Annotated in this window: 16 protein-coding genes; 8 read left to right on the top strand and 8 right to left on the bottom strand. The window is 67.4% G+C overall.

What is annotated here, in order from left to right; all coding sequences use genetic code 11:
• Positions 1–18: 18 nt before the first annotated feature.
• The 5 genes from KHC19_RS12040 to KHC19_RS12020 all read left to right on the top strand — a co-directional run bounded on the left by KHC19_RS12040 (position 19) and on the right by KHC19_RS12020 (position 5109).
• Complete coding sequence (locus KHC19_RS12040) at positions 19–984, top strand: Bug family tripartite tricarboxylate transporter substrate binding protein (protein WP_213352603.1); 966 nt, start codon at positions 19–21, stop codon at positions 982–984.
• A 74-nt stretch (positions 985–1058) separates the two neighbouring features.
• Positions 1059–1889 (top strand): sugar phosphate isomerase/epimerase family protein, encoded by an 831-nt coding sequence (locus KHC19_RS12035; RefSeq protein WP_213352602.1) that lies wholly within the window; start codon positions 1059–1061, stop codon positions 1887–1889.
• Positions 1890–1922: 33 nt separating this feature from the next.
• On the top strand, positions 1923–2966 hold the full coding sequence (locus tag KHC19_RS12030) for an AbrB family transcriptional regulator (protein WP_213352601.1): 1044 nt from the start codon (positions 1923–1925) through the stop codon (positions 2964–2966).
• A gap of 16 nt (positions 2967–2982) precedes the next feature.
• Positions 2983–3948 carry an isocitrate lyase/PEP mutase family protein gene (locus tag KHC19_RS12025; protein WP_213352600.1) on the top strand — a complete coding sequence of 322 codons (966 nt, stop codon included), beginning with the start codon at positions 2983–2985 and terminating at the stop codon, positions 3946–3948.
• A 297-nt stretch (positions 3949–4245) separates the two neighbouring features.
• Positions 4246–5109 (top strand): CPBP family intramembrane glutamic endopeptidase, encoded by an 864-nt coding sequence (locus KHC19_RS12020; RefSeq protein ID WP_213352599.1) that lies wholly within the window; start codon positions 4246–4248, stop codon positions 5107–5109.
• A 122-nt stretch (positions 5110–5231) separates the two neighbouring features.
• Here the strand turns inward: KHC19_RS12020 and KHC19_RS12015 are convergent, their stop codons facing one another.
• The 3 genes from KHC19_RS12015 to KHC19_RS12005 form a co-directional block, all read right to left on the bottom strand.
• Entirely contained in the window at positions 5232–6323 is a 1092-nt protein-coding gene (locus KHC19_RS12015) for a patatin-like phospholipase family protein (RefSeq protein WP_213352598.1), read from the bottom strand.
• A gap of 115 nt (positions 6324–6438) precedes the next feature.
• Positions 6439–12759 carry an autotransporter outer membrane beta-barrel domain-containing protein gene (locus KHC19_RS12010; RefSeq protein WP_213352597.1) on the bottom strand — a complete coding sequence of 2107 codons (6321 nt, stop codon included), beginning with the start codon at positions 12757–12759 and terminating at the stop codon, positions 6439–6441.
• Positions 12760–12928: 169 nt separating this feature from the next.
• Positions 12929–14068, bottom strand: coding sequence for a LysR family transcriptional regulator (locus KHC19_RS12005; protein WP_246548777.1), 1140 nt, complete (start codon positions 14066–14068; stop codon positions 12929–12931).
• Positions 14069–14318: 250 nt separating this feature from the next.
• Here KHC19_RS12005 and KHC19_RS12000 point away from each other — a divergent pair, with 250 nt between their 5' ends.
• Both KHC19_RS12000 and KHC19_RS11995 read left to right on the top strand, forming a co-directional pair.
• The gene (locus KHC19_RS12000) at positions 14319–15281 is read left to right on the top strand and encodes a VOC family protein (RefSeq protein ID WP_246548776.1); all 963 of its coding nucleotides are present in this window, start codon (positions 14319–14321) and stop codon (positions 15279–15281) included.
• A 29-nt stretch (positions 15282–15310) separates the two neighbouring features.
• Positions 15311–15736 carry a putative quinol monooxygenase gene (locus KHC19_RS11995; RefSeq protein ID WP_213352596.1) on the top strand — a complete coding sequence of 142 codons (426 nt, stop codon included), beginning with the start codon at positions 15311–15313 and terminating at the stop codon, positions 15734–15736.
• 209 nt (positions 15737–15945) lie between these two features.
• Here the strand turns inward: KHC19_RS11995 and KHC19_RS11990 are convergent, their stop codons facing one another.
• From KHC19_RS11990 to KHC19_RS11970, 5 genes are read right to left on the bottom strand one after another with little or no spacing between them, the layout of a single operon-like run.
• Positions 15946–16923: an oligopeptide/dipeptide ABC transporter ATP-binding protein gene (locus KHC19_RS11990; protein WP_213352595.1), complete on the bottom strand. Its 978-nt coding sequence runs from the start codon at positions 16921–16923 to the stop codon at positions 15946–15948.
• Positions 16916–17920 (bottom strand): ABC transporter ATP-binding protein, encoded by a 1005-nt coding sequence (locus KHC19_RS11985; protein ID WP_213352594.1) that lies wholly within the window; start codon positions 17918–17920, stop codon positions 16916–16918. Before KHC19_RS11985 ends, KHC19_RS11990 begins: the two co-directional genes overlap by 8 nt.
• A gap of 4 nt (positions 17921–17924) precedes the next feature.
• Positions 17925–18767 (bottom strand): ABC transporter permease, encoded by an 843-nt coding sequence (locus KHC19_RS11980; RefSeq protein ID WP_213352593.1) that lies wholly within the window; start codon positions 18765–18767, stop codon positions 17925–17927.
• Positions 18764–19768: an ABC transporter permease gene (locus KHC19_RS11975; protein WP_213352592.1), complete on the bottom strand. Its 1005-nt coding sequence runs from the start codon at positions 19766–19768 to the stop codon at positions 18764–18766. The genes KHC19_RS11980 and KHC19_RS11975 overlap by 4 nt, the downstream gene beginning before the upstream one ends.
• A gap of 28 nt (positions 19769–19796) precedes the next feature.
• Positions 19797–21365 (bottom strand): ABC transporter substrate-binding protein, encoded by a 1569-nt coding sequence (locus KHC19_RS11970; protein WP_213352591.1) that lies wholly within the window; start codon positions 21363–21365, stop codon positions 19797–19799.
• A gap of 363 nt (positions 21366–21728) precedes the next feature.
• On the opposite strand from KHC19_RS11970, the gene KHC19_RS11965 reads away from it, so the two are divergent.
• The gene (locus tag KHC19_RS11965) at positions 21729–24584 is read left to right on the top strand and encodes an ATP-binding protein (protein ID WP_213352590.1); all 2856 of its coding nucleotides are present in this window, start codon (positions 21729–21731) and stop codon (positions 24582–24584) included.
• Positions 24585–24614 lie beyond the last annotated feature (30 nt).

The raw sequence follows: 24614 nt of genomic DNA, 5'->3' as shown, positions 1-24614 counted from the left end.
CGTCAGGAGGAAACGAGGATGAAGCATTTCGCCAAGGGACTTTTCGCCTTCGCGATGACCGGCGTCGCGATTTTCGCCGCCCCCGCCGTCGCCGAGTTCAAGGGCCTGGAGATCATCGCGCCGGGCGGCCCCGGCAGCGGACAGGACCAGGCCGCGCGGGCCATGGCCGACGCGCTGGCAAAGGACAGGCTCGCCTCCAACGTCCAGGTGGTGAACATTCCCGGTGGCGGCGGGATGATCGCGCTCTCGCAATTCGTCACCAGCAAGGAGAACAACAACCACGCCGTGCTGACGCAGGGCTTCGGCCACGTGATCTTCCCGATCTCCAACAAGTCGCCGGTGTCGCTGGCCGACGTGAAGCCGCTGGCGTTGCTTGCCGGCGAATATGAGGTGATGGTGGTTCCCGCCGATTCCCCGCTCAAGTCGATCGACGACGTGATCGCCAGGTTCAAGGCGGATCCCGGCAAGTTCATCTGGGGCGGCGGCTCGGCGGGCTCCACCGAGAACATCTTCTATGCGCTGATCGCCAAGCAGGTCGGCATGGATCCGAAGAAGGTGAACTTCCTGCCGCACGCCAACACCGGCGAGATCATCACCTCGGTGCTCGGCAAGCAGGTGAATGTCGGCGGCGGCGGCTACCAGGACTTCGCGCCGCAGATCGAGGCCGGCAAGCTGCGGATCATCGCCGTCGCCTCGCCCGAGCGTCTTCCGGGGATCGACGCGCCGACGCTGAAGGAGAAGGGCATCGACGTCGTGCTGGCGAACTGGCGCGGTGTCTCCGTGCACAAATCGCTGACCGACAAGCAGACCGCCGAGGTCGCCGCGGTGTTCGACCAGATGGTCAAGTCGCCGCGCTGGCAGCAGATCATGAAGGAGCGCGGCTGGCTCGACCTGTACAAGCCGAGCGCCGACTATGCCGTCTTCCTCGAAGGCGAGCAGAAGAAGGTGCGCGAGATCCTCGTCGAACTCGGCCTCGCGCAGTGATCCCCTTTTCGGTCCGGCCGTCCTGCGCGCCGGACCGCCCGGCTTCCCCTTCATTCCGACCATTGAGGTGAAACATGAGCTTCATCGAACGCATCGGTGTCGATGTCGGCAGGCGCGCGCGCATCGAGGACGGCATCCAGCAGGCGATCGCGCACGGCATCCGATATCTCGACCTCAAGATCGACGTGGCGCCGAACAATGTCGAGTCGCTCACCGATGAGCGGATCGCCGGCATTCGCCGCATGTGCGACGAGCACGGCATCAGGATCGGCATCCACACCATGTCGGCGGTCAACGTCGCCGAGGTGGCGCCGCATGTGCGCGACGGTGTCGATCGCTATCTGCTCGGGCATCTGGAGGCGTGCAAGCGGCTCGGCGGCGAGTGGATGGTGGTGCATGCCGGCTACCACTTCACCTCCGATGTCGAGATGCGGCGCGAAGCCGGCCTCGCCAGGCTTCAATGGCTGGCCGGACATGCCGAGCGGCTGGGGATCGACCTCCGGCTCGAGAACATGAACTGGGAGCCGGACGACGCCGAGGTGCACTACCTCGCGCATAATCTGGAGGAGACCCGGTACTATTTCGATCGGCTGACCTCGCCGCGCATCCGCTGGGCCTTTACCGCCAATCACGCCCATCTCGTGCCGGAGGGCATCGAGGGCTTCATCGCCGGTCTCGATGTCGGGCGCTGCGACGAGGTGCGCCTCGCCGATTGCTGGCGCAACGGCAAGGAGGTCCATCTGAGGCCCGGCGAGGGCGACCTCGATTTCGGCCGGCTTTTCCGGCTGCTCGACGAGGCGGGGTTCAAGGGGCACTACATAAACGCCTTCGGCTCGATGCAGGACATGATCGAGGGGCGCGAGCGGCTCGGCCGCATGGGGGATGCGGCGTTGCAGGCGGCGTGAGGCAACGGGTGAAAGCGCGCGCCGATGCCCGGCATGTCCACTCCTCCAGCCTTGCGGCGGGGCGCGCCCTGTCTCGCGGCCGGCCTCGCCGGGGGTGCGGTGTTCGGCCTGCTCGGCCTGCCGCTTCCCTGGATGCTGGGCGCGCTCTGCGCGAGTGCGGCGGCCTCGATCGGCGGCTTCGACTGGGCGCTGCCGGCTTCGGCGCGCAACCTCGCCCGGCCGGTGATCGGCGTGCTGGCGGGGAGCGCCTTCACCGCCGAGATCGCCGGAGGCCTGCTGCATCACTGGCAGGTGATGCCGGTGCTGCTGGCCTTCCTGCTGGCGACGCCGTTCCTCGGGCGCGCGTTCTTCGTGCGGCTGTGCGGGTTCGACCGCGTCACCGCCTTCTTCGCCTCCACCATGGGCGGCCTCAGCGAGCTGACCCTGCTCGGCGGCCACCATGGCGGGGACATGCGCCGGCTGGTGCTGGTCCATGCCGTCCGCGTGATCGCGGTCGTCTTCCTCGTTCCCTTCGCGGTGCGGTTCCTGTTCGACCTGGATCCGTCGGTCGGCCCGATGCCGGTTCACGCGCCGGCACTGGCCGCCGCCGACTGGCTGATCCTGATCGCATGCGGGGTGCTGGGCACGGCGATCGGGTGGAAAATGCGCATCCCGAGCGGCGCGATGATCGTGCCGCTGCTGCTGAGCGCGGCCTGCCACATTGCCGGCCTGACCGTGGCGGCGCCGCCCGGCTGGCTGGTGGCGGGGATGCAGGTGCTGATCGGCTGCATCGTGGGCGCCCGCTTCGCCGGGATCCGCCTGCGCGACTTTCACCTGACCATCCTGCAGTCGCTGGCATGGACGGCGCTGCTGCTGATCGCGGCGCTCATGCTCGCCTTCATGGTCTCCGGTTTCGTCGAGGTGCCGCGCGAGGCGCTGCTGCTCGCCTTCGCGCCCGGCGGCATCGCCGAAATGACGACGGTGGCCTTCGCCATCGGCACCGACGTCGCCTTCGTGGTCACCTGCCACGTTCTGCGGGTGACCTTCCTCGTTCTCGCTGCGCCGTGGCTGTTTCGCCTCGGCCTTACCCGCCCCTGATCACGGAGAAGCCGCCATGCATCTGAGGAAGACGGTCGTCGACGGCAAGATGAGCACGGAGCTCCGGCGACAGATCCGCGAGGACGCCTGGCCGCTGCCATGGATCTCCGGCGCGACGCCGCATCACGCCCAGCTCGCGGAGGCGGCCGGCTTCCGGCTGTTCGGCCTCTCGGGCTCGCAGGCCGCGGCGCACATACTCGGCCTTCCCGATGCCGGGCTCATGACCCTCACCGAGGTGGTCGCCAATATCCGCCACGTCTGCGAAGCGGTCTCGATACCGGTGATCGCCGATTGCGAGACCGGGTTCGGCAATGTGGTGAACACCACCCGTGCCGTGCACGAGTTCATCAAGGCGGGGGCCGCCGGCTTCTTCCTCGAGGACCAGGTGTTCCCCAAGCGCTGCGGCTACACCAAGGGGGTGCAGGTCATTCCCGTCGACGACGCCGTGGCGAAATACCGGGCCGCCTGCGACAAGCGCGCGGAACTCGATCCCGACGTCGTCATCCTCGCGCGCACGGATTCGCGGGCGGCCGTCGGGGGCAGCGTCGACGAGGTGCTGCGCCGCTGCGATGCCTATCTGCGCACCGAGGTCGACATGCTGATGATCATGGCGCTCCAGTCGCGCGAGGAAATCCGCAGGGTGCGCGAGGCCTTCCCCGACGCGCTCATGTACATCAATGCCAGCGCGGTGAAGCCGGCCCTCGGCAGCGACGAATATCGCGAGTTCGGAGTGGTGACCTACAACATCTCCATCGCGAAGGTCGCCCAGCTGATGATGCAGGACTTCCTCGCCGATTGCCGGGCGCGCGGCGCCGACGCGCTGAACGACTTCAATGCCGGCCGTGCCGCCAACCCGCTCGGCGAATTCGGCTATCTCGAACTTACCGGCTTTCCGCAGGTGGTCGAGATCGAGCGGCGCTACCTGCCCGAGGCTTCCCTTGATCGCTACGATTCCTCGCTGGGCGTCTATGATCCGCGCTGACGGCGGGCCATGTCAGGGGTGGCGGCGGAAACAAGCCTGGCGTGGCGATCAAGCTTTGCGGGGCTCACTATGTGGAGCGGATTTTCGTAGCGGGCGGCGTTCCGCGTCGTGCGGCGTCGAACAGGCGGCCGACCGGATCGGGGCCGATCCCATCGTGTTCGAAAGTCATGCTCGTCGAAGGCAAGGTCGGCGCAAGCAAATGCGGGCCCGATGATCCGGTGAATACTCGATTCCCGGCGTTTTCTTCGCGGTGCCGATTTGCTATCGCTCTTCTTGCATGCTGGAGGGGCTGGCGCTGTGGGAAACCTGATCCGCCGTTATCCGATTATCGCCTATTTCGTCATCGCTTACGGCGGCTCATGGTTCGTATGGGCCTTTTTCTTCCTCTCGCAGGAAGGAAGCGGCTTGCTGCCGTTCCACGCGCCCGCGAGCTTCCTGCTGCTGACGGCCGTCGGCACGTTCAGCGGACCGACCGTGAGCGCCTTCGTGGTGACGGCTGTCACGGAAGGCCGGGAAGGCGTCGCCCGATTGTTGCGGCGCATTGTGCGCTGGCGCGTGGGCCTGCTCTGGTACGCCTTCGTGTTCATCGGTTTGCCGGCGATCGAAACCATCGGCACGATCGCCATTCCCGGCGCGCTGGCGGAAACGACACCCATCGACATCGTGCCGGAACTGGCGGCCGCCGCCGTGTTCTTCGCCTATCCGGGGCTGCTGGCGGGACCGCTCGGCGAGGAAATCGGCTGGCGTGGATATGCCTTGCCGCGGCTGCAGGAAATCTGGGGGCCGGTGAAGGCGAGCCTGATCCTGGGCCTGCTCTGGGCGTTCTGGCATTCGCCGATCTGGTTCAGCGGGCAATGGACCGTGCCCAGCCTTCCGAACATCGCCGCCTATGTCTTCTGGATCACGGCGGTGACCTTCATCTATACATGGGTCTTCAACAACACCCGGGGCAGCGTGTTCGTGGCGATCCTGCTCCATGGCGTCATGGATGTGTTTCCCAACGCCTTCCTGATGGAGCACCTGCCGGGCCTCGGCCAGATGACGAGCCTCGGCGTGCTGTCGATGTATCTGGGGCTGGGTCTCGGCTTCGGCGTGTTTGCCCTGCTGCTCGTGATCTTCACAAAAGGCCGACTGGGCTACCGGGCGGCCGAACCGGATTGACCGGCGGGCTTCGGGCTGGCCGTCGATCCGCACCGGGCGGGGGGCTCAAAGGCCCCCCATGAGCGGCCCGGTCCACCGGCCTCACATGATGCGTTGCGCGATCATGGCGTGTTGCGCGATCGCTAGGCCCAGAAGGCGCGTATCCTGGGGGCTTCCGTTTTGGACCGCTCATACCCGGCCCGCAGGGCGGGCTCGATCTGCCGGGGATCGAGCAGGCTTATGCCGGGTGGCGTGCCGGCGATGATGAGCATCGTCTTCGTGCCCACGGCTTCCAGCGCCGCGATCTCGTCGTGGATGTTGTGGGGAATGCCGGTGAGCAGGCTGCCCTCATAGCCATTGGTCAGCGTGATCACCAGCGCGCGCCTGGAGCCGGCGACCAGATCGGTATGCGCCCATGTCTTCGATATGCCGCCATCCATGCAGTAGCGCTGCCCGAGCAGCGTCGGCCCGATGATGCCCGGCAGGGAGGAACTGGCGCCGGCCGCACGCGCGAGCGGGATATCGTTGCGGCGGGCGACCTCCTGGTGCACGACGATGCGCTCGCCCGTGTAGCAGTCATTGGCGGTGGTGAACATTTTCGGCGTCGGCCAGCCCGTGCGGCTGTCGCCGGTGAGCAGCCAGGCCAGGCGCGCGACGCCGTCGCCGTTCAGATGATTGTCCGAGGCGAGCGCGGCATGGCCGATGGCCCGGATCGTCTCCTGCGACCCGTCCTTGACGGCGGCGTTGATGTCCTGCGCCCGCTTCTGGCTCGCATTGGGGGCCGTCACCGGCGCGAGCCTGGCGAAAAGGCCCGGGAAATGGCCGAAGAAGTCGAACTCGGTACGCAGCTGCCCGAACCGCCCGGACAGCAGGGACGAGCCCAGATAGGAGCCGGCGGAGGTGCCGACGACCATCTCCGCGATCGTCGGATCGACGTTCTGTTCGAGCAGGCCGTGGAAGAAGCCGCAGTACCAGGCGACGTAATATTCGCCGCCTCCACCGAGCACCAGCGTGCGGTCCAGGTTCTTCGCGAGATCGGAGACGGTCGGGCTGTCCGGCACCGGCCGGGCGAGGCCGTCGCCGTCGAACAGCTGGCCGGAAATGGAGGCCGCTATCTGCGCGGCTCCCGTCGGGGGCGTTGCCGCCTCCGCGGCCGACGCGGGCCCCGCCACCGGGAGCACGGCCGACGCCGCGAGGCCGGTGGCGCACTGGATGAGATGTCTGCGAGAAAACATCGGCTTTCCTTGGTCTGAAGCTGCACGTTGAAGGGCATGGGTGGAAGGCTGGCGGAGACGATCCGGCACGGGCGCGCCGGTGCGCGGCGCCCGGCGGGCAGGGGAGGTGGAAGGCTCAGAAATGATAGGCGAACCGCACGCTGCCGCTCTGCACCTGGAAGGAATCGCCGGCCGAGAAGCCGTACTCCGCCTTCAGCTCGAAGCCGCCCGCCTTGTAGAGGTCGAGGCCCGCGGAGATGGTGCCGAGCACGGCGGGTGAATTCAGATAGGTCTGGAAGGTGCCGTCCCGGGCGGAAGCTCCCGCGAAGCGGGCGCTGACTACGCGCGAATCGTTGGAGCTGAAGCTCACGCCGGCGGTCAGGAACGGGCGCAGGATCAGGTCGTCGAGATCGTAGCGGCCGCCGATCTCCACCATGGGCGAGACGATCACGCCGGCATAATCGCTGCCCTGCACCTCAAGCGCATAGATCGAGCCGCCCTGTTCTCGGTAGCCGGGCGCGTTGGCGTAGACGACATCCAGATCGGCATAGGGGCGGATGTACCAGTTCGGGAAGGTGAACTCGTAGCCCGCCCGCAGGCGGCCGGCGACGAAGGTCATGCTGGTGTCGCTGTCGAGCACCGCCGGCGCCATGCCGTCGACCGGCAGCTGGACGAGCCGGCTGTTGCTGTAATCGCCATAGGCCAGGGCCAGCGAACCGGCGAACAGCCAGGGGCCGGCCACATGCTTGAGCGAGACGCTGCCGTCGACCGTGTAGCCGGAGCCGTTGGAGCCGTTGTCGGAGGAGGACGAGGTCGGGCCGGCGCCGAGCGAGCCGCCGAGATACCAGCCGGGCACCAGCTCCTTCTGGGCGCCGAGCCGGTAGATCACCTGCGAGACGTCGAAGCCTTGCGTGTCGCGGGTCTGCGACTGGCTCATCCAGCTGCCGGCGACCTTCGCCCAGGCGCATTCATCCTCGCCGAGCAGCGTCCCGGAGGTGACGAAGACCGGGCAGCTCAGCGCCGCGCCCAGTATCGTGCCGGCATTGTTCAGAAGGGCGGTGGCCTGCGCCTGCGAGGCCTCCGGGGAGAGCGCCGTGATCGCCGCGGAATAGGAACTGCCGTCGCCGATCTGCGAGAGCGCGCCGAACAGGGGGGCTAGCCCCGCATCCGCATTGGCCCAGGCGGTGCCGAGATAGGTGGCGAAGGAGGCCTCGCCCGGCGTCAGCGTGACGCCGGCCGGCGCGAAATCGGCGGTCGGCGTGAGCGCGGCCGTGTTCGTGCCCGCGTCGATGTCGACGCTCCAGTCGAAGAGCAGGGTGGACGGCACGGTCGCCACGCTCAGGGCGTTGCCGCTCGCGACCGAGAGGAATTCGTAGGACCCCGGCAGCAGGGCCTTCGCCGTGGGGACGACCGTCACGAGCCAGGCCTCGCCGCCCAGCACGGAGAGCATGTCCGCCTTCTGCGTCGCCAGGGCATCGATATCGATCGCGAGGGTGCCGCTGGACTCGAGCCAGCCGGTAAGGGTCGTCGTCGCGACCTTTCCGGTGCCGCCTATGTTGATGGTCCCGTCATTGTCGATTTTCCCGACATCGATGATGGTTCCGGTATTGAGCGTGCCGGTATCGTTGTTCCAAAGCATGCCGGATGTGCCGAGCTCGACGCGGCCGGTGATGGTTCCGTTGTTGACGACATTCGTCGCGCCATAGTAGCCGGCGAGGGCGGTGCCGTTGATGCCGTCGACGGTGCCGAGCGAGCCGGTGGCGCCGATCACGACCTGGTTCTCGGTGTCCCATTGGGCCCAGGTCCCGTAGCCGCCGCCGGAAAGCACGAGGCCGGCGGCGCCGATGGTGCCGCTGAAGCCGGCCATCGTGCCGCCGAGAACGCTGCCGTTGATGGTGATGTTGATCGGCGCGTAGTCGTTGTCGCCGTGGATGACGCCGGTGCTCTGGGCGAGGATGCCGATGGAGCCGGCGCCGGCGGCCTTGATCGACGCGCCCGCTTCGACCGTCACCGACACCGCGCCCGCGGTCGCCACATACTGACCCTCCGAGGTGCCGTTGATCGTCGCGCTGTTGCCGAACGCGAGGCTGGAATTGTCCGGGGAATTGGCGATGCCGCCGCCGCCGCCCACCGACTGGGCGACGACGCCATGGGCATTGGCGCCCGTCGTGGAAATGCTGCCATAGAGATCGACGACGACGTTGCCGGCCGAGATGATGTTCCCGTTCGAGTCGACCACCTTGTCGGGGCTGCTCAGCTGGTTGGCGGTCAGCGACCCTATGGACAGGGAGGGATCGCCGGCGAAGCCGCCGCCGCCATAGAGGCTCTGGGCGAGGATGCCCCAGCCGCCATCGCCCGTCGTCGCGATGCTGGCACCGGTCGCCTGCGTGACGGTGACCGTCCCGGAGGCGCCGTCATTCGCGCCGGCCCTGGCCTGCAGGTTGACCGCGTGCGTGTTGGCGGCCGCGACCGTGACCAGCCCGCCGCCGCCGCCGATGCTCTGCGCGATCACGCCGATGCTGCGGGCGCCGCTCGTCGACAGCGCGTCGTCGACATTCACCGCGACATCGCCGCCGGCGCCGCTGGCACCGGAGCCGCCGCCCATATGGATGGTGAAGGAGGAGGCGTCGTTCCACGGCGCGAAGCTGCCGGTGGTGCCGGCCGGATTGCCGAAGCACAGGGTGGCGGCGATGCCGCTGGTCGAGGCCTGGGTGGAATTGCTGCAGCCGGCGCTGCCGAGGCCGCCGCCGCCGCCGATCGATTGCGCGACGATGGCATGCGCGTCGTCGCCGAGCGTCGTGACGGTGCCGGCGGTGACGGTGACGCTACCGCCATGGCCGGCCGCACTGCCCGAGCCGTTCCAGCCGGCGCCGAGGCCCATGGTCGTGGTGTTGTCGACGGTGCCCTCCGCACCGACGCCGCCGCCGCCGCCGATGGACTGGGCGAGGATGCCGATGGCGCCATAGCCGGCGGTGAGCACGCTGCCGTCGCCTTCGACATTCACGGTGCCGCCATTGCCGCCCGCGCCGCCGCTGCCGCCCACCGATACGGTCAAGGCATAATTGCCCGACTTGTCGTCGACGGGTCCCGCGACGATCGAGTTCGCCGCCACCGTCGCCGTGCCGGCGCTGCCGCCGCCGCCGCCGATCGCCTGAGCCAGGATGCCGTGGGCGCGCTCGCCGAGCGTCGTGACGCTGCCCTCGTTGTCGACGGTGACGGTGCCGCCGTCGCCGCCGCCGCCGCCGCTGCCGCCGACGGCGAGGCTGAAGGAATAGCTGTTGCTCGGCGCGTTCAGCAGGTCCTCGATCTGGAACAAGGCGGAGATGGTCGCCGCCGCGTCCGAGGAGCCGCCGGTGCCGCCGCCGCCGCCGATGCTCTGCGCGAGGATGCCCACCGCATCGCCGCCGGTGGTGTAGGTGCCGCCGCTACCCTGATCGGCGACCAGCTGGCCGGTGGAGATGGCGCCGTCATTGGTCACGCTCACCGTGCCGCCCGTGGCGCCGCTGCCGCCGGATCCGCCGACCGCCACGTTCATCACGATGCTGTCGCCGCTGCCGGTCGCCACGCCGCCGCCGGCATTGCCGCCACCGCCGCCGATGCTCTGGGCGAGGATGCCCTGCGACCCCGAGCCATAGGTCCGTATGAGGCTGCCGGCGCTGTTGGCGACCGTGACCGTTGCGCCGGTGCCGCCGTCGCTGCCATCGCCCCCGATCGCGATCGCGGTGTCGTAGGACGTGCCCGTCTCGGTGCCGAGATTGGGGCTGCTGACGCTGCCATTGCCGACGGCGCCGTTGCCGCCGCCGCCGCCGATGGACTGGGCGAGGAGGCCGGCGGCGTTGTTGCCCTGGGTAAGGATGGTACCGACGCAGCTGGCGTCGCAGCTGCCGGTGTCGCAACCATCGGCGCCGCAGGGGGCCGCGCCGCCATTGTTCACGCTGACGGCGCCGCCGTCGCCGCCCTGGCCGCCCGCGCCCCCGACCGCGACGCTGACCTTGATGCTGGACGAGGCTCCCTCGACGGAGCGCGCGAAGGCGCTGGAATCGCCGCCATTGCCGCCGCCGCCGCCGATGGACTGCGCGAGGACGCCGGTGGAGCCGTCATCATCGGTGGCGATCGTGCCGGTGGAGCCGCCGGCGACCGCCGTGCCGGTATTGGTCACTATGACGGTGCCGCCCGCCCCGCCGCCGCCGCCGGTTCCCCCGACCGCGGTATCGACGGAGATTTGCCATTCGGTCCCGGCGGGCAGCGTTTCCGAACGCGCCAGGGCCGAGCCGCCATTGCCGCCGCCACCGCCGATGCTCTGGGCGAGGATGCCGATCGAATCCATCCCGCTGGTGGCATAGGTCGTGCCGGTCCCGTTGACGGTGACGGTGCCGCCTGCGCCGCCGTCGCCGGCATCGCCGCCTATGGCGGTGGTGACCGTGACGCCGGCATTCGCCGTGTAGACCGCCGCCGCGCCGCCATTGCCGCCACCGCCGCCGATGGACTGTGCGAGAACGGCCGCGGCATGCGCCCCGCTCGTGGTGACTGAGCTGCCGGTGGTGGCGATGTCCACCGTGCCGCCGGCACCGCCGCCGCTGCCGGTGCCGCCGATGGCTGCCGAGATGGCAGAGGTCGAATAGGTCTTGGCATAGCCGCCATTGCCACCGCCGCCGCCGATCGACTGGGCGCCGATGCCCACGGCGAAATCGCCGGCCGTCAGAAGCGTCGAGGCTTGCAGCGTGACGTCCACCTCGCCGCCGGTGCCGGAGGCTCCGCCCTGGCCACCGACCGAGGCGGCGAGGCCGGTGGCATTGGCGCCGTTGCCGCCGCCGCCGCCGATGGATTGCGCGAGGATGCCGAAGGCGCCGTCGCCGCCGGTGGTGAGGGCGCCGCCGAGCTTCTCGACATCGACCAGGCCGCCATCGCCGCCGACCCCGCCATTGGTGCCGACGGCGATGACGCCCGAGGTGCCGGTCGTCGTGCCGCCGCCGCCGCCGACGCTCTGGGCGAGGATGCCGATAGCGGCGATGCCGGTGGTGGAGATGCTGCCGCTATCGGTGATGGTCACCGTGCCGCCGGTGCTGCCCGTACCGGCGGTGGTGCCGCCGAGAAAATTGAGCAGGCCGGGCTTGCTGTCCATCACGCCTCCCGAGCCGCCGAGGCTGAGGCCGAGAATGCCCATGGCGCCGACGCCGGAGGTGGAGATGGTGCCGGAATTGACGACCGTCACCGTTCCGGGCGAGCCGCCGCCGGGGCCGACCTGCCCGACCTGGTCGATCACATAGCTCCCGTCCTCCGCCTTCTCCAGCAACTGCCCGGCGCCGCGCCCGCCCGTCGCGCTGACGGCGGCGATGCCGATGGCGACGTCGCCTTCGGTGGTGATGGTCGCCGCGCTGTTCACTGTCACGGCGCCGGCATTGCCGGCCGGGGCGTAATCCTGGGGTTTGGCATTCTCGCCATGGTCCTGCAGGCTGTCCGGCGGCGTCAGGTCCGGCGAGGAATTGCCTCCGGTGCTCAGGGCGAGGATGCCGATGCCCAGTTCGCCCGAGGTCGTGATGGCGACGTTCGGTTGTGCGTCGACCGTGACCTCGCCGCCATTACCGTTCTGGTGGCCCCAGTCGGTGCCGTTGTCGGCGTACCAGGACAGCCCGCCGACGCTCGCCGCGAACACCGCGATGGACCCGTCACCCGACATGGCGATCGAGGCGCCGGAGGCGAGCGTGACGTTGACCGTGCCGGCATAGCCGCCCAGCGCCGAATACGCGCTGTCGGTCGCGCCCGACGAACCGCCCACCGACAGCGCGTAGATGCCGTAGGCATCGTCGGCACCCTGCCCGTTAAGGCTGCCGGCGAACGTGACGGTCACGTCGCCTCCGGTCCCGCCCGCTCCGACGAGATGGGTGAGGTCCTGGGTGTAGGCGCCGCCCTGTCCCCCGGCACTAAGTGCATAGATTCCGGCGGTGTTCGAGCCGAGCTCAATCACCGTGCCGGCATTGGCGGTGACGGTGACCGATCCCGCCGTGCCGCCCTGGCCGACATAGTGGCCGGTGGCGACATTGCCGCAGCCGCCCAGCGATTGCGCCCAGACGACGGCGCTCTGGGGAAGATAGAGCCCGCCGAGGCCCAGCACGGCGGCGGCGGTGCCGTCCGGCGCGGAAATGGTGCCGTCCGTGGTGAGGCTCACATTGCCGGCGGCGCCGCCTTCCACCGCGGTATCGTAGCCGCCGGCGCCATTGGCGCCGAGCGATTGCGCATAGGCCGTCGCATAGGTGCTGCCGGAGGCGTTGCCGGGATAGGAGGCGCTGATCCCGCCGGTATTGATGCCGTTCTGGGCGCCGCCGGTCACGAGGCAGGTGACCGACTGGATGACCTGGGCATGGCCGAGGGTGGGAAAGAACAGCAGCGCGGCGGCCGAAAGCGCGTAGGCGAGACGCCTGCCGCCTGCGGGCGCAGCCTCGAAGCGCGCACATCCCATGGGACCTACCCTCTGCGTTCGCGCCGACACGTCGCGGAAGCGCCGCCCCTATGGAGGCGACGGCCGGATCACCCGGTGGCGAACGGGAGAGAAGCCTATGTTACCGTCTGACCGGCCGCAATTGCAGAGTTCTCAGCAACCGCTGAACGATCTTCATGTGGCATCGCGCTCAGGCGACGTCCTCCTGCGTGTCCTCGCTGGCCGCCTGTAGCTGCGCGCGCAACCATGCGAGGCCCTCGTCCCCCTCGTCGCAGGCGCGGTAGGCCATCTCCAGGGTCACCTCGATCGGCTCCAGGGCGGGGTCGAGCCTGCGGAGGCCGCCTTGCGCGAGCGCCGAGCGTGCGAGGCGGGCGGGCAAGGTCGCCACCAGATCCGATCCGCGCAGAAGCGGGGCGAGGGCGGTGAAATAGGGCACGGAAACAGCGACCCGCGGCGCCGGGGTGACGCTTGCGGGCGCCTCCAGAACGGCCCGCTCGATCCAGACGCGCCGCACGAGGCCGCGGTCGTCCTGAAAGCCGTCGGTGCGCATCTCGTCGGTTCCGGTCAGTTCGACGACGGCATGCGGATAGGCGAGGAGGCGGGCCGTCGTCACCTCGCCATCGAGCAGCGGGTGGCCTTCCCGCACGAGGAGCGCCGCGCGCTCGGTCATGAGCTCGGTCCTGCGCAGGGTTTCCGGCAGGGTCTCGAACCAGCCGATGAGGAGGTCCACCGAGGCGCTTTCGATCTGCCGCCGGAAGTCCGTGCGGCTGAGCGGCACCACCTTGAGATCGACGGCGGGCGCCGCCACGGCCAGGCGCGCCAGCAGCTTCGGCAGGGTGATCGAGCAGAAGAGGTCGCCGGCGGCAATCCGAAAGGTGCGGCGCGATTCCGCCGGCACGAAGGGAGAGGCATTGAGCGCCGCGCCGAGCAGCATGACCGCGTTCTGGACCGGCCCTGCGAGCGCCAAGGCCCGCGCGGTCGGCACCATGCCGTTCTCGCCGCGCACGAAAAGCTCGTCATTGAGGGTCTGGCGCAGCCGCGCCAGCGCGTGGCTGACCGCGGAAGCGCTCACATTGAGCTCCTCACTGGCGAGGGAAATGCTGCGATGGGTCATCACCTGATGGAAGACATACAGCAGATTGAGGTCGATCTGGCGCAGATGCATGACGACTCGGGTTCCCATCTGGGGAGGGCGATCGTGGCATGTCGCCGGTCTCGATGCATGGGGATATCGGCGAGAACGGCGGCCGGCAGTGTTCGGAGCGCCGGTGAAGAAGGCGAGGGCGGACGCTGTTTTACGGTTTTTCACCTCGTCGCCAAAGTCAATCAAGCTTCCATAATCTCCCGCCTACATCATGTTTTCATCGTCTGTTCTGGATGTGCGTTGATGTGCTGCGCGTTTTTGTTCCTGCGGGACGGCGGACCAGATGCCGATCCCGGCCTCCAGATCGTCTGGCGGTCGCTGCTCGGGACGCGCGTTTTTACTTCGCTTAACTCGCCTGGGGTCGAGCGCTGAAGCAAGATCCCTTGCGTCATCGAGCGAGGTGAAAGGCCCCGCCCGTCTCGCGCCATGACGGACCATGGCGCGGAGAAGCTCGTTCCTTTCGCGCCGTAATCCTGAGGTCGCGACGCTTCTCGAAGGGCCGATCGGCCAATCCTCCCGAACAGCAAGATGGAGATCGAGGATGAGTAATGAGCATGACACCAATGGTTTCGGCGTTGATCGTCGGGATGCGCTGCGGGTCGCCGGGGCGATGGTCCTGGCCGCAACGGGGGCGGGTGCGGCGGGCGCGGCTTCGGCGCAGAGCGCTCCGCCGGTTTCGACAGCGGTCCGTGATCGCCGGCCATTGGGAGCGCGGCTGCAGGGCGTTCAGCACTTCGGCCTGACCGTGCAGAACATGGATCGTGCCTTCGAATTCTACACGGAAGTGCTCGGCGGCACCGAGGTGATGCGCGATGGCGACTTTCAGGGCGAGCGCATCCACAACACGCTGCTGACCGACCAGGAGATCCTGGCGCGCGAGCGCGGGGTGAACCCGCGCACCATCGGCGTGCCGGACCTGCAAGGCGGTGCCCAGCGCCTCGACGTGCGTTTCGTGCAGTTCGACAATGTGGTGATCGAGCTTCTGCAGTATCGCGATGCCGCGCAGCCGATGGGTGGCGGCCATAGCTTCGCCGAGCCGCTCGATCACATGAGCCCGGCCTTTCCGCGGATGATGCATATCTGCTTCCATATCGGCGACGATGTGGACTTCAACACGTTCATCCAGGATCTCGAGGCGGAATCCGCGCGCCGGGGCATGACGCAGGTGAGAGCCAATCGCGTCGTGACGGTGCGCTCCGAGACGGCACGTCTCGCCGCACCCAGGGAGGCCAACTCCAATCCCATCACCGAGGGAAAATCGAACGGCTGGACGCTCATCTACTGCAAGGGATGTGAAGGTGAGCAGCTCGAATTCGTCCAGGCACTGGGCCCGGTGAAGAAGACGTTCGACGACGCTCTGGCCGCCCGGCGGCGCCTCGCAAGCGCCAGCGGAAACTGAAGCCGCCCGGATCGGAGGAGGAACGTTCCATGGCTGGAAAAATGCGGCCGGTCGCACTGGCGGCCCTGTCCGTGCTCCTTGGGGGCTGCTTGGGCGCGCCGGCGGCACTGGCTCAGTCGGGCCCGGGCGAGGGATATGCCCGGATCCCTGCGGGCGCCTATTCCGTCGTTGCCGAAGTGCGGGCAAAACCCGGCAAGGAAAACGAGCTGCGCGCCGCGACGCTACCCCTGATCGACCTCGTGCGGAGCGATCCCAAGAACCTCGTCTATTTCCTTCAGGAAAACCGCGAGGCGCCCGGGCATTTCATCTTCTACGAGATCTTCGCCAATCAGGTCGACTTCGAGGCCCACAACGCCATGCCATATGTGCAGGAATGGTTTGCCAGACTTCCCGACCTCGCCGTCGGAGGCGTGAAGGTGATGCGGATGGAGGTTCTGCCCGACGCGGGCAAGTGAAGCTACGCCGCCTCCAGCAGAGATACGACCCGTCGAGGGAGGAGCCCGCCTCCCTCGCTTACGGGTCTACGCGCATGCGAGCGGGAAGCGTCGCAAGAGAAGCGTCGCAAGACTTGCCTGCCAATACAGGGCGATACATCGAAGGATCGGAGCCGTTGCCTCCGCTCGTTCCGACACCCTGCGGGCCGGGTATGCCCGTGGCTGCTCGCCTAGGGACGCCATTCCAGGCAAGCGACGCCATGAGCTTCCTTGATGACGAGCCGAGGGTCGATCCGGGTACAGGCCAGCGTGCCGATGGGGCAGCGCGTCCGGTACCCGCACCCCTGGTGCATGTCGGCCGGGAACACGGGCTCACCCGGCATGCCCAGGCGATCCGTCACGCGCGGGCCGCCGATGCGCGGCAAGGAGTCGACCAGGGACCGGGTATAGGGATGGCGGGGCCTGCCCAGCACCTCGCGCGTCGGTCCGATCTCGACGATCCGGCCCAGATACATCACCGCCAGGCGATCGCACATCGAGCCCACGACATTGAGATCGTGGCTGATCATGAGATAGGTCAGGTTGAACATGCGCCGAATGCCGCGGATCAGCGCCAGCACCGTCGCCTGCACGGAGAAGTCGAGCCCCGATGTCGGCTCGTCGAAGACGACGATCTGCGGTCCGAGCACGAGGATGCGCGCCAGCCCCGCGCGCCGCTGCTGGCCGCCGCTCAGCTCATGCGGGTACAGGTCGAGATGTTCCTCCGCCAGACCGACGGCGCCGGCAATCTCCCGAACCTTCGCCTCGCGATGCTCGCGTGACCAATCGGTGTGGATCACCAGCGGCTCATGCAGGGAGCGCCTCAAGGTCCAGCGCTGATCCAGAGAGGCGCCGGAATCCTGGTAGACATATTGCAGCCGGGCACGCACGCTCAGCGGCCGTCTCGACCGTTGCGTGGCGATCGGCTCGCCGGCCAGGCGGATCACGCCGTCGGTCGGATCGTGAATGCCGCCGAGCGTCTTGCCGAGGGTCGACTTGCCGCTGCCGGACTCGCCGACGATGCCGAGCGCCTCGCCCTCCCGAAGGCTGAGAGACACGTCGTCGACGGCCCGCAACGTCCCGGCACGACGGCCCAGCAGGCCCCGGATCGGAAAGTGGCAGGACAGGCGTTCAAGCTCGAGAAGGGGCGGAGACGACGGCTCAGACATGAGCGGGCGAGGACGCGGCGGCCCATGGGTGATGGCAAGCCACCAGATGACCGTCCTCGCTGCGCGACGGCAACGGGCGCGCCTTCCGGCAGATGTCGGATGCCATCGGGCAGCGCGGGTGGAACCGGCATCCGGGGGGAGGGGAAAGCGGGCTGGCGGACTCGCCGGATATGCCGATCGCCTCGCGTCCGGGCTCGGGCAGGCTGGCGAGCAGCATGCGCGTATAGGGATGGCGCGATTTCGCGAAGAACGCCGTTCGCGGCAGGATTTCGGCGATCTGGCCAGCATACATGACGATGATCCTGTCGCAGATCTCCCAGGCCGCGCCAAGATCATGCGTCGTGAACAATATGGCGACACCCCGTTCGGCCGCAATGCGCCGGAGCAGCCCGAGAATCTGCACCTGCACCGTGACGTCCAGCGCGGCGGTCGGCTCGTCCGCGATGATCATGCGGGGCTGCGGCAGGAGCGCCATCGCCAGCATCACGCGCTGGCGCTGCCCCCCGGAAAGCTGGTGCGGATACCTGTCCAGCAGGGCGCGGGACTGCGGCAGCTGCACGGCGTCCAGCATTTCGAGGATCGCCGTCTCGCGGGCGTGCCGCGCATTGCCGAAGCGGCCTTCCTTCGCGGGCGGGGCTCGGTAGCGCATGATGTCGGCAAGCTGCGTTCCGACCCGGAAAAGGGGGTTGAAGCTGTCCAGCGGGTCCTGCGGCACGAAGGTCACGACGCGGCCGCGCAGACTCTCCGCGGCCTTTCCTCCACGCAGCATATCGACGCCGTCCAGCCGGATGCGGCCGCTTGCTATCTCCGCCTGGGGCACCGGCAACGCGCCGAGGATGGCGCGGGCCAGGCTGGTCTTGCCGCTGCCGGACTCGCCGACCAGGCCGACGATCTCGCCGGGCGCCACGGTGAGATCGACGCCATCCAGTACCTGGGCCGGACCCTTGTCCGTCCGAAAGGCGAGGCACAGATCGCGGATCTCGAGCAGCGCCGTCATGCGTTCACCCACTGCGCCGGGTCTTGGGATCGAGGATGTCGCGCAGCCCGTCGCCAAACAGGGAGAAGCCGAGAACCGTCACGAAGAGGGCGAGGCCGGGCGCTGCCGCATACCACCACGCTTCCGGCAGATATTCGCGGCTCTCCGCGATCATGCGCCCCCATTCCGGTGAGGGAGGCGGCGGGCCGAGCCCGAGGAATCCGAGGGTTGCGGAGGCGAACATCGTCGTCCCCACGGCGACGGTGGTGCGGACGACGATGGACGAGGCGATGTTGGGCAGGATGTGAAGGAATATGACGCGCCAGGACGAGGCGCCGAGCGCGATGGCGGATTCGACGAAGATCTCGTTGCAGATCGAGCGCGTCTCGGCATAGACGAGCCGTGCCCAGAACGGCCAGTAGGTGATGGAGAGCGCCAGGATCACGCTCCCGATCGACGGGCCGAGCGATTGCGTGATCGCGATGGCGAGAATGATCTGCGGCACCGCCAGGAGAACCTCGGCGACCCCCATAAGCGCGATGCTGAGCCCGGTATTGAAGTATCCGGCGATCAGGCCGATGGGCACGCCGATGATCACCCCCGAGCACACCACGGCGGCGGTGATGAGCAGCGTCATCCGTGCGCCCAGAATGACCCGGCTGAAGATGTCGCTGCCCATCCGGTCGGTGCCGAGGATCGCCTCCGACGACGGGGGCATCAGCCGACGGTCGATATGAAAGCTTTCCGCCGCGTCGGGATGGGGCGCGATCAGCGGAGCCGCGATCGCGATGGCGGTCACGAGGACGAGCAGCAGGAGGCCCGCCAGAGCCGTGCGATGGCCGATGATGGACTTGATCAGCTTCGTCATTTCACTCCGCGGGGATCGATGACCATCTGGAGCAGGTCGACCAGCAGATTGGAGATCGCGAACACGATGCCGGCGCAGAGCGTCACTCCCATCACCGCGTTGTAGTCGGAGTGCAGGATCGAACGCGCCGCATAGGTGCCGAGCCCCGGCCACTCGAAGACGGCCTCGATCACCACCGCGCCGGTGATCGAAATGCCGAACACCAATCCGAGCTGGGTTACCGTCGACGTGAGCGCCGAGCGCAGGATGTACTTCCAGACGATGACGCGGCGGGGCAGGCCCATCGCCGTCTGATACGCGACCGAGGGCGAGGTGACGGCGTCGAGCACGGCGGTGCGCGTGAAACGCATCACCACGGCCCCACCGGGCAGAGCCAGCGTCAGCGCCGGAAGCACGAGGTGGCGCAGCGCCGAGAGGAAAAGCTGCAGATCGCCGGCGAGCAGCGCATCGATGGTTATCAGGCTCGTCACCGCCTCGGGCGCGACGTCGTCGATCCGGCCGGAAAGCGGCAACCAGCCCAGCTGCATCGAGAACAGCATCTGGAGTTGCATCGCGATCCAGAACGGCGCCACCCCGATGAGCAGGACGCTCGCCAGGCGCAGCATGTGATCCAGCCACGAATTGCGATGGAGGGCGCTCAGCACGCCGAGCGGCACGCCGATGAGCGCCGCCGCCAGCACGCCGACAAAGGTGAGCTCGAGCGTCGCCGGCAGCCTTTCGGCCAGGTCGCGGATAATCGGCTGCTGGGTATAGACGCTGGTGCCGAGATCGCCCCGCGCCACCTCGCGAAGATATTCGACGAACTGTTCCAGCAGCGGCCGGTCGAAGCCGAGGCGATCGCGGGTTTCCTGCACCTGCTCGGCCGACGCATTCTCGCCGGCGGCCAGAACGGCGGGATCGGACGGCACGATGCGCGCGAGCACGAAAACGACCGCGAGGAGCCCGAGCAGGGTCGGCAGGAACCAGACCAGCCGATTTGCCACCACGGAATATGCGTTCACGATGCCGTCTCCAGGCCGCCTGTCTTGGTCAGCGCTTGATCGACGCCCAGCGAATGTCGTTGCCGTTGCTTGCCGGCGAGAACCGGATTCCCGAAACCCTGGTGGAATAGGGGCCATACCACCGCGTATTGTAGATGAAGATGCCGGCCGCATCGTCGCTGACGATCTGCGTCATTTTTTCGTAAAGCATGCGGCGCTCTTCATGGTCGCTTGTCAGAAGAGCCCGGTCGAGCAACTGGTCGAATTCGGGGTTGCTGTAGTAGGACATCGTGCGCGTGCCATGGTAGCGCGTGCCGAAACCTTCCCCGACCCAGTTGTTCGGGTCGACATAGAAGGTGCTCCTCCAGACCGGCGTGACATCGGCCTGGGTTTCCGCCTTGGCGAAGCGGCTGGCCACCACCGGCCAGGGCGTTACGTCGATGTCCGCCTCGACGCCGATCTGGCGTAGCGCGCCCTGGAAGAGCACGGCCGCCTGCTCGGATTCGCTGTAGCCGGCCAGCGAATTGATGCTGATTTTCCGCAGAGGCTGCTTTACCTGCGCGAGTTCCTCGCGGGCCTTGGCGAGGTCGAAGCTGTAGCCCTTCAACCCGGCCGGCGATCCCCAGATGGTGACCGGATTGGGACCGGGATTGCGGGTCACCGAATCCTTCATGATGTTCTTGATGAAGCCGTCATAATCGAAGGAATAGGCGAGGGCCCGCCGGAAGTGCACGTCGTTCATCAGCGGCTTGCTGTTGTTGAGCGCCAGCAGGAAGATGCGCATCGACTCCTGTTCGAGTATCTGCACGTTGGGGGACTGCTTCAGGCGCAGGATCTGATCGTAGGGCAAGCCGTCCGCCCCGTCGAAGTCGCCGCGCATCAGTCCGAGCACACGGGTATTGGTCTCCAGCACGGTGCGGAATTCGACCTCGTCGATCGGCTGTCCGGCCCAGCCGGCGAAGTGTTCCGCGAAGCGCTGTCCGGTCCAGCCGATCGCCGGCTCGTAACGGCGCAGGACATAGGAGCCCGTTCCGGCTTCGTTGCGGGCCAGCCAGCCCGCGCCCCAGTCTCCGTCCTTCTCCCTGGACTTCACGAGAGTGCTGTTCACCACGAGAATGTCCGGCACCGTCGTCAGGAAGAGCGCCGAGGGGGTGGCGAGATTGAAGATGACGGTGTGCGGATCGGGTGTCTGCGTCGTGCCGGGCTTGATGAGGTCGAGATAGAAGCTCGCGGGGCCCTTCCTCAGCGCGATGATGCGCTCGACCGAATAGGCGACGTCGGCAGACGTCACCGGCGTGCCGTCGTGAAACCTGGCATCGGGCCGCAGCTTGAAGGTGTAGGTCTTCCGGTCGTCGGAGACCGTATGGCTCTCCGCCAGCCAGGGAATCAGCTTCGGCGGGTTGTCCACGAAACGGTAGAGCCCGTCATAGAGATTGAAGCGGACCGCGGCACGGCCCTGATCGAAGACCGTATGGGGATCGAGACTGTCGAAGGCGCTGCTATTGGCAAAGACGAACTTGTTCCTCGCTTGCGCCGAGGCGCTCTCGGTTCCTCCCCCCGCGAGCAGCGCCAGGCACAAGAGGCCCAATTTCAAAGCGTTACGACGAGATGTCGTCATGCAGTCACTCCGCCAGGCAAAGACGTCCCAAGAAAGGTCGATCGACTTTCAAGCTATCACCCCATCCTCCGGCCCGCTGCGAACGGACCGTCCTGCGGCGTTAAACTTGGTAAGAAACGGTAAATTGAGGCGTCGGCACTGCGGAGCCGCGCCGGGGAAGCTGTTGATTTCCCATGCAAGAACAGGAGAAAACCAGAATAGACGTCCTCACGGGATGCCAGCCGCCGCGCTGTGATCTTGTATGGGGTAAGTCCTTGGGGCATCCTCCTGTCGGGAAGCTGCAGCCACATGAGAACTTTGTAGACTTGGCCGCGCTTTGGAAGGAGCGACGGGCGACAGCTTCAACAAGGGCTATTGCAGGGCATGGAAGCACAGTGTCCCGAACCCGATGGCACAACCTATGTGTTCGGCCCGTTCAGGCTCGTGCCTAGCCGCCAGCTGCTGCTTCGTAACGGTATCCAGGTGCGCATAGGCGGCAGGGCGCTCGACATACTGACCTTGCTTGCACGAAGGCCGGGCGAAGTCGTCACCAAGAACGAGCTTCTGCAGTTCGTCTGGCCGGATACATTCGTGCAGGAGGCAAATCTCAAGGTCAACATGGCGGCGCTTCGCCGGACATTGGCCGAAGGCTCGTCGGATCCCTACATCGCGACGGTCGCCGGCCGTGGGTATCGCTTCGTCGCGCGTGTCGAGATCGAGCAGCAGACGGCTTTCGTTCAGGCGTCGCCGGCGCCGCCCGCCCGGTCGCTTCCCAAGCGTCCGGCCATCGTCGGGCGTTCGAACGAGATCGCACAGATCGTGGCGACCCTGACCGTGGCCCGTTCGATTACCGTCGTCGGGCCCGGTGGCGTCGGCAAGACGGCGATCGCCCTCGCCGTGGCTCACCATATGTCCGATGCCTATGCCCATGGCGTCGCCTTTATCGATCTGTCGACCGTGGGGGACGCGCAATATGCGATGGCGGCCATAGCGGCGGGGGTCGGTGTTCGCCAGCGATCGGAGGATACGCTTTCGGAAGTCATCGACCTCTTGCACGGTCGACACATGCTGCTCATCCTCGACAATTGCGAGCATCTCGCCGCCGCCGTCGCGACGGTGGTGAATCGGCTTCTGGAAGCCATACCGACGATCACGCTGCTCGCGACCAGCCGCGAACCGCTGCGGACGACCTCCGAACAGGTGCACCGCCTCCCGACGCTGGCGCTGCCAACGGAGGCGGCCCGTCTCACCGCGGAAGAAGCCCTGGACTTCGGGGCCGTCCAGCTCTTCGTCACCCGCGTGCAGGAGAAGGGCCCCTATGTCCTGACCGATGACGACGCACCGCTCGTCTGCGCGATCTGCCGGCGTCTCGACGGCATCGCCCTGGCGATCGAATTGGCGGCCAGCAAGGCGCTCGCCCTGGGCGTCCCGCAGCTGTCGAGCATGCTGGAGCAGAGATTCCTGCTGGTGAGGAACGGCGAGCGCTCGGCGCCGCTCCGGCAGCAGACCCTGCTCGCCACGCTGGATTGGAGCTACCGGCTGCTGTCGGAGGACGAAGCCGCGCTCCTCAGGCTGCTCTCGGTCTTCGCCGGCGCGTTCAGGTTGCAGGATGCGGTCGCCATGTCGCGGGCCGCGGGTTTCGATGCGACCCAGACGATCGATGCCCTGGAGCGGCTGACGAACAAGTCGATCGTCTGCGCGGACTATCGGGATGGAAAGCTCAGCTACCGCCTGCTGAAGAGTACGCGCGCCTACGCTTCGGAAAGACTGGCAGATGCGGGCGAGCAGGAGCGGGCTCTGCAACTGTGCGCCTGGCACGTCCTCGAGCTTTTCGAACGCGCCGCCGAAGAGTGGGAGTGGCGCGAGAAGTCCGACTGGATGGTCGACTATGCCGATCGGGTCGACGATCTGCGCAACGCCATGGCCTGGGCCTTGGGCCCCGGCGGCGACAGGATGATGGGCATTCGGCTCACGGCCGCGGCGATACCGCTGTGGAACGAGCTGTCTTCCATGGGCGAAATGCAATCGCGCGTGGAGCGCGCTCTGCTCGCCGCCCGCGAGATGGGCAACTGCCCTTCGGATCTCACCGCGAAGCTGATCGCCGCGCGCGCGTCCGGGATGAGCTTCGCCATGCATCTCGCTCTCGATGCGGAGAGCGCCTGGCACGAGTGCTACAAGCTCGGCATCGAGATCCAGAGCCCGAAATACCAGCTTTATGGCCTGTGGGGCCTCGCCTCCTATCTCGTCTTCATGGGACGCAATCAGGAGGGGATCAACTGGTTCAACCAGTTCATGAGCCTCGCCGAGACGCAGGGCGACTGGCCGGCCCTGGCCGAAGGCAACCGCTCTCTTGCGATGGCCGAGATCTATACCGGCAAGATCGCCAGCGCGAGGCAGAGGCTGGAGCGACTCGTCACGCGTCATCAACGGTCCACCGATCCGGTGCATTTCGCGCGCTTTCACGCGGAGCGGGGCGTGGCCATCCGATGCTCGTTCGCGATCGTGCTCTGGATATCGGGCGAGCCGGACCGTGCGATGGACATGGCGCGGGAGGCGGTCGACCGCGCCGAGGCGACCGGACATGTCGTCTCCCAATCGAACGCGCTGGCCGTCTGCGCCATCCCCATAGCGCTCTGGACGGGCGACCTGCAGAGCGCGGCCCGTTTCCTGACGTCGCTCGAACAGAACGGCCTGAAGGAAGACATCGGCATCTGGCGCGAAGTCTGCCGCTTCTTCAGGAGCGTGCTCCGTGCCAAGCGCCAGGAACCGGGCGCCGCCGCCGAGATGCGGGTCCGGCTGGAGGAGCTCATGGCGGCGCGCTTCCTGCTGCGCGCTCCCATGCATTTCAGCATGGTCGCCGAGGCGCTCCTGGCGTCGGGAGCCAGGGAGGAGGCGCGCGAACTGATCGAGGAAGCCCATTCCATGGCGTGCATCCAGTGCGCCGAATGGTGCATGCCCGAGATTCTGCGCATATCCGGCTTGATCGAGCTTCGCTCGGGTAACGCGGGCGAGGCTGAACGCCTGTTGCGGCTTGCGATCGGCAAGGCCAGGGAAATCGGCGCCCTGACGCTGGAGCTCCGCGCGGCATTCGCATTGTCGGCGAAGCTGGAGACGGACGGGCACGTCGCCGATGCCTATGAGCTTCTCGATCGAACCTGTGCCCGGTTCAAGGACGACACGCAGTTCACGGAGCTGACCGACGCCCGGCGTCGACTTCATGCCTTCCTGACGCTCGATTGATCCGGTTTCAGCCGCTCTTCGCATGATCTC

Origin of the sequence: Ancylobacter oerskovii (assembly GCF_018390555.1) — a bacterium.
Lineage (GTDB): Bacteria > Pseudomonadota > Alphaproteobacteria > Rhizobiales > Xanthobacteraceae > Ancylobacter > Ancylobacter oerskovii.
This window is presented reverse-complemented; position numbering and strand designations above follow the sequence as displayed.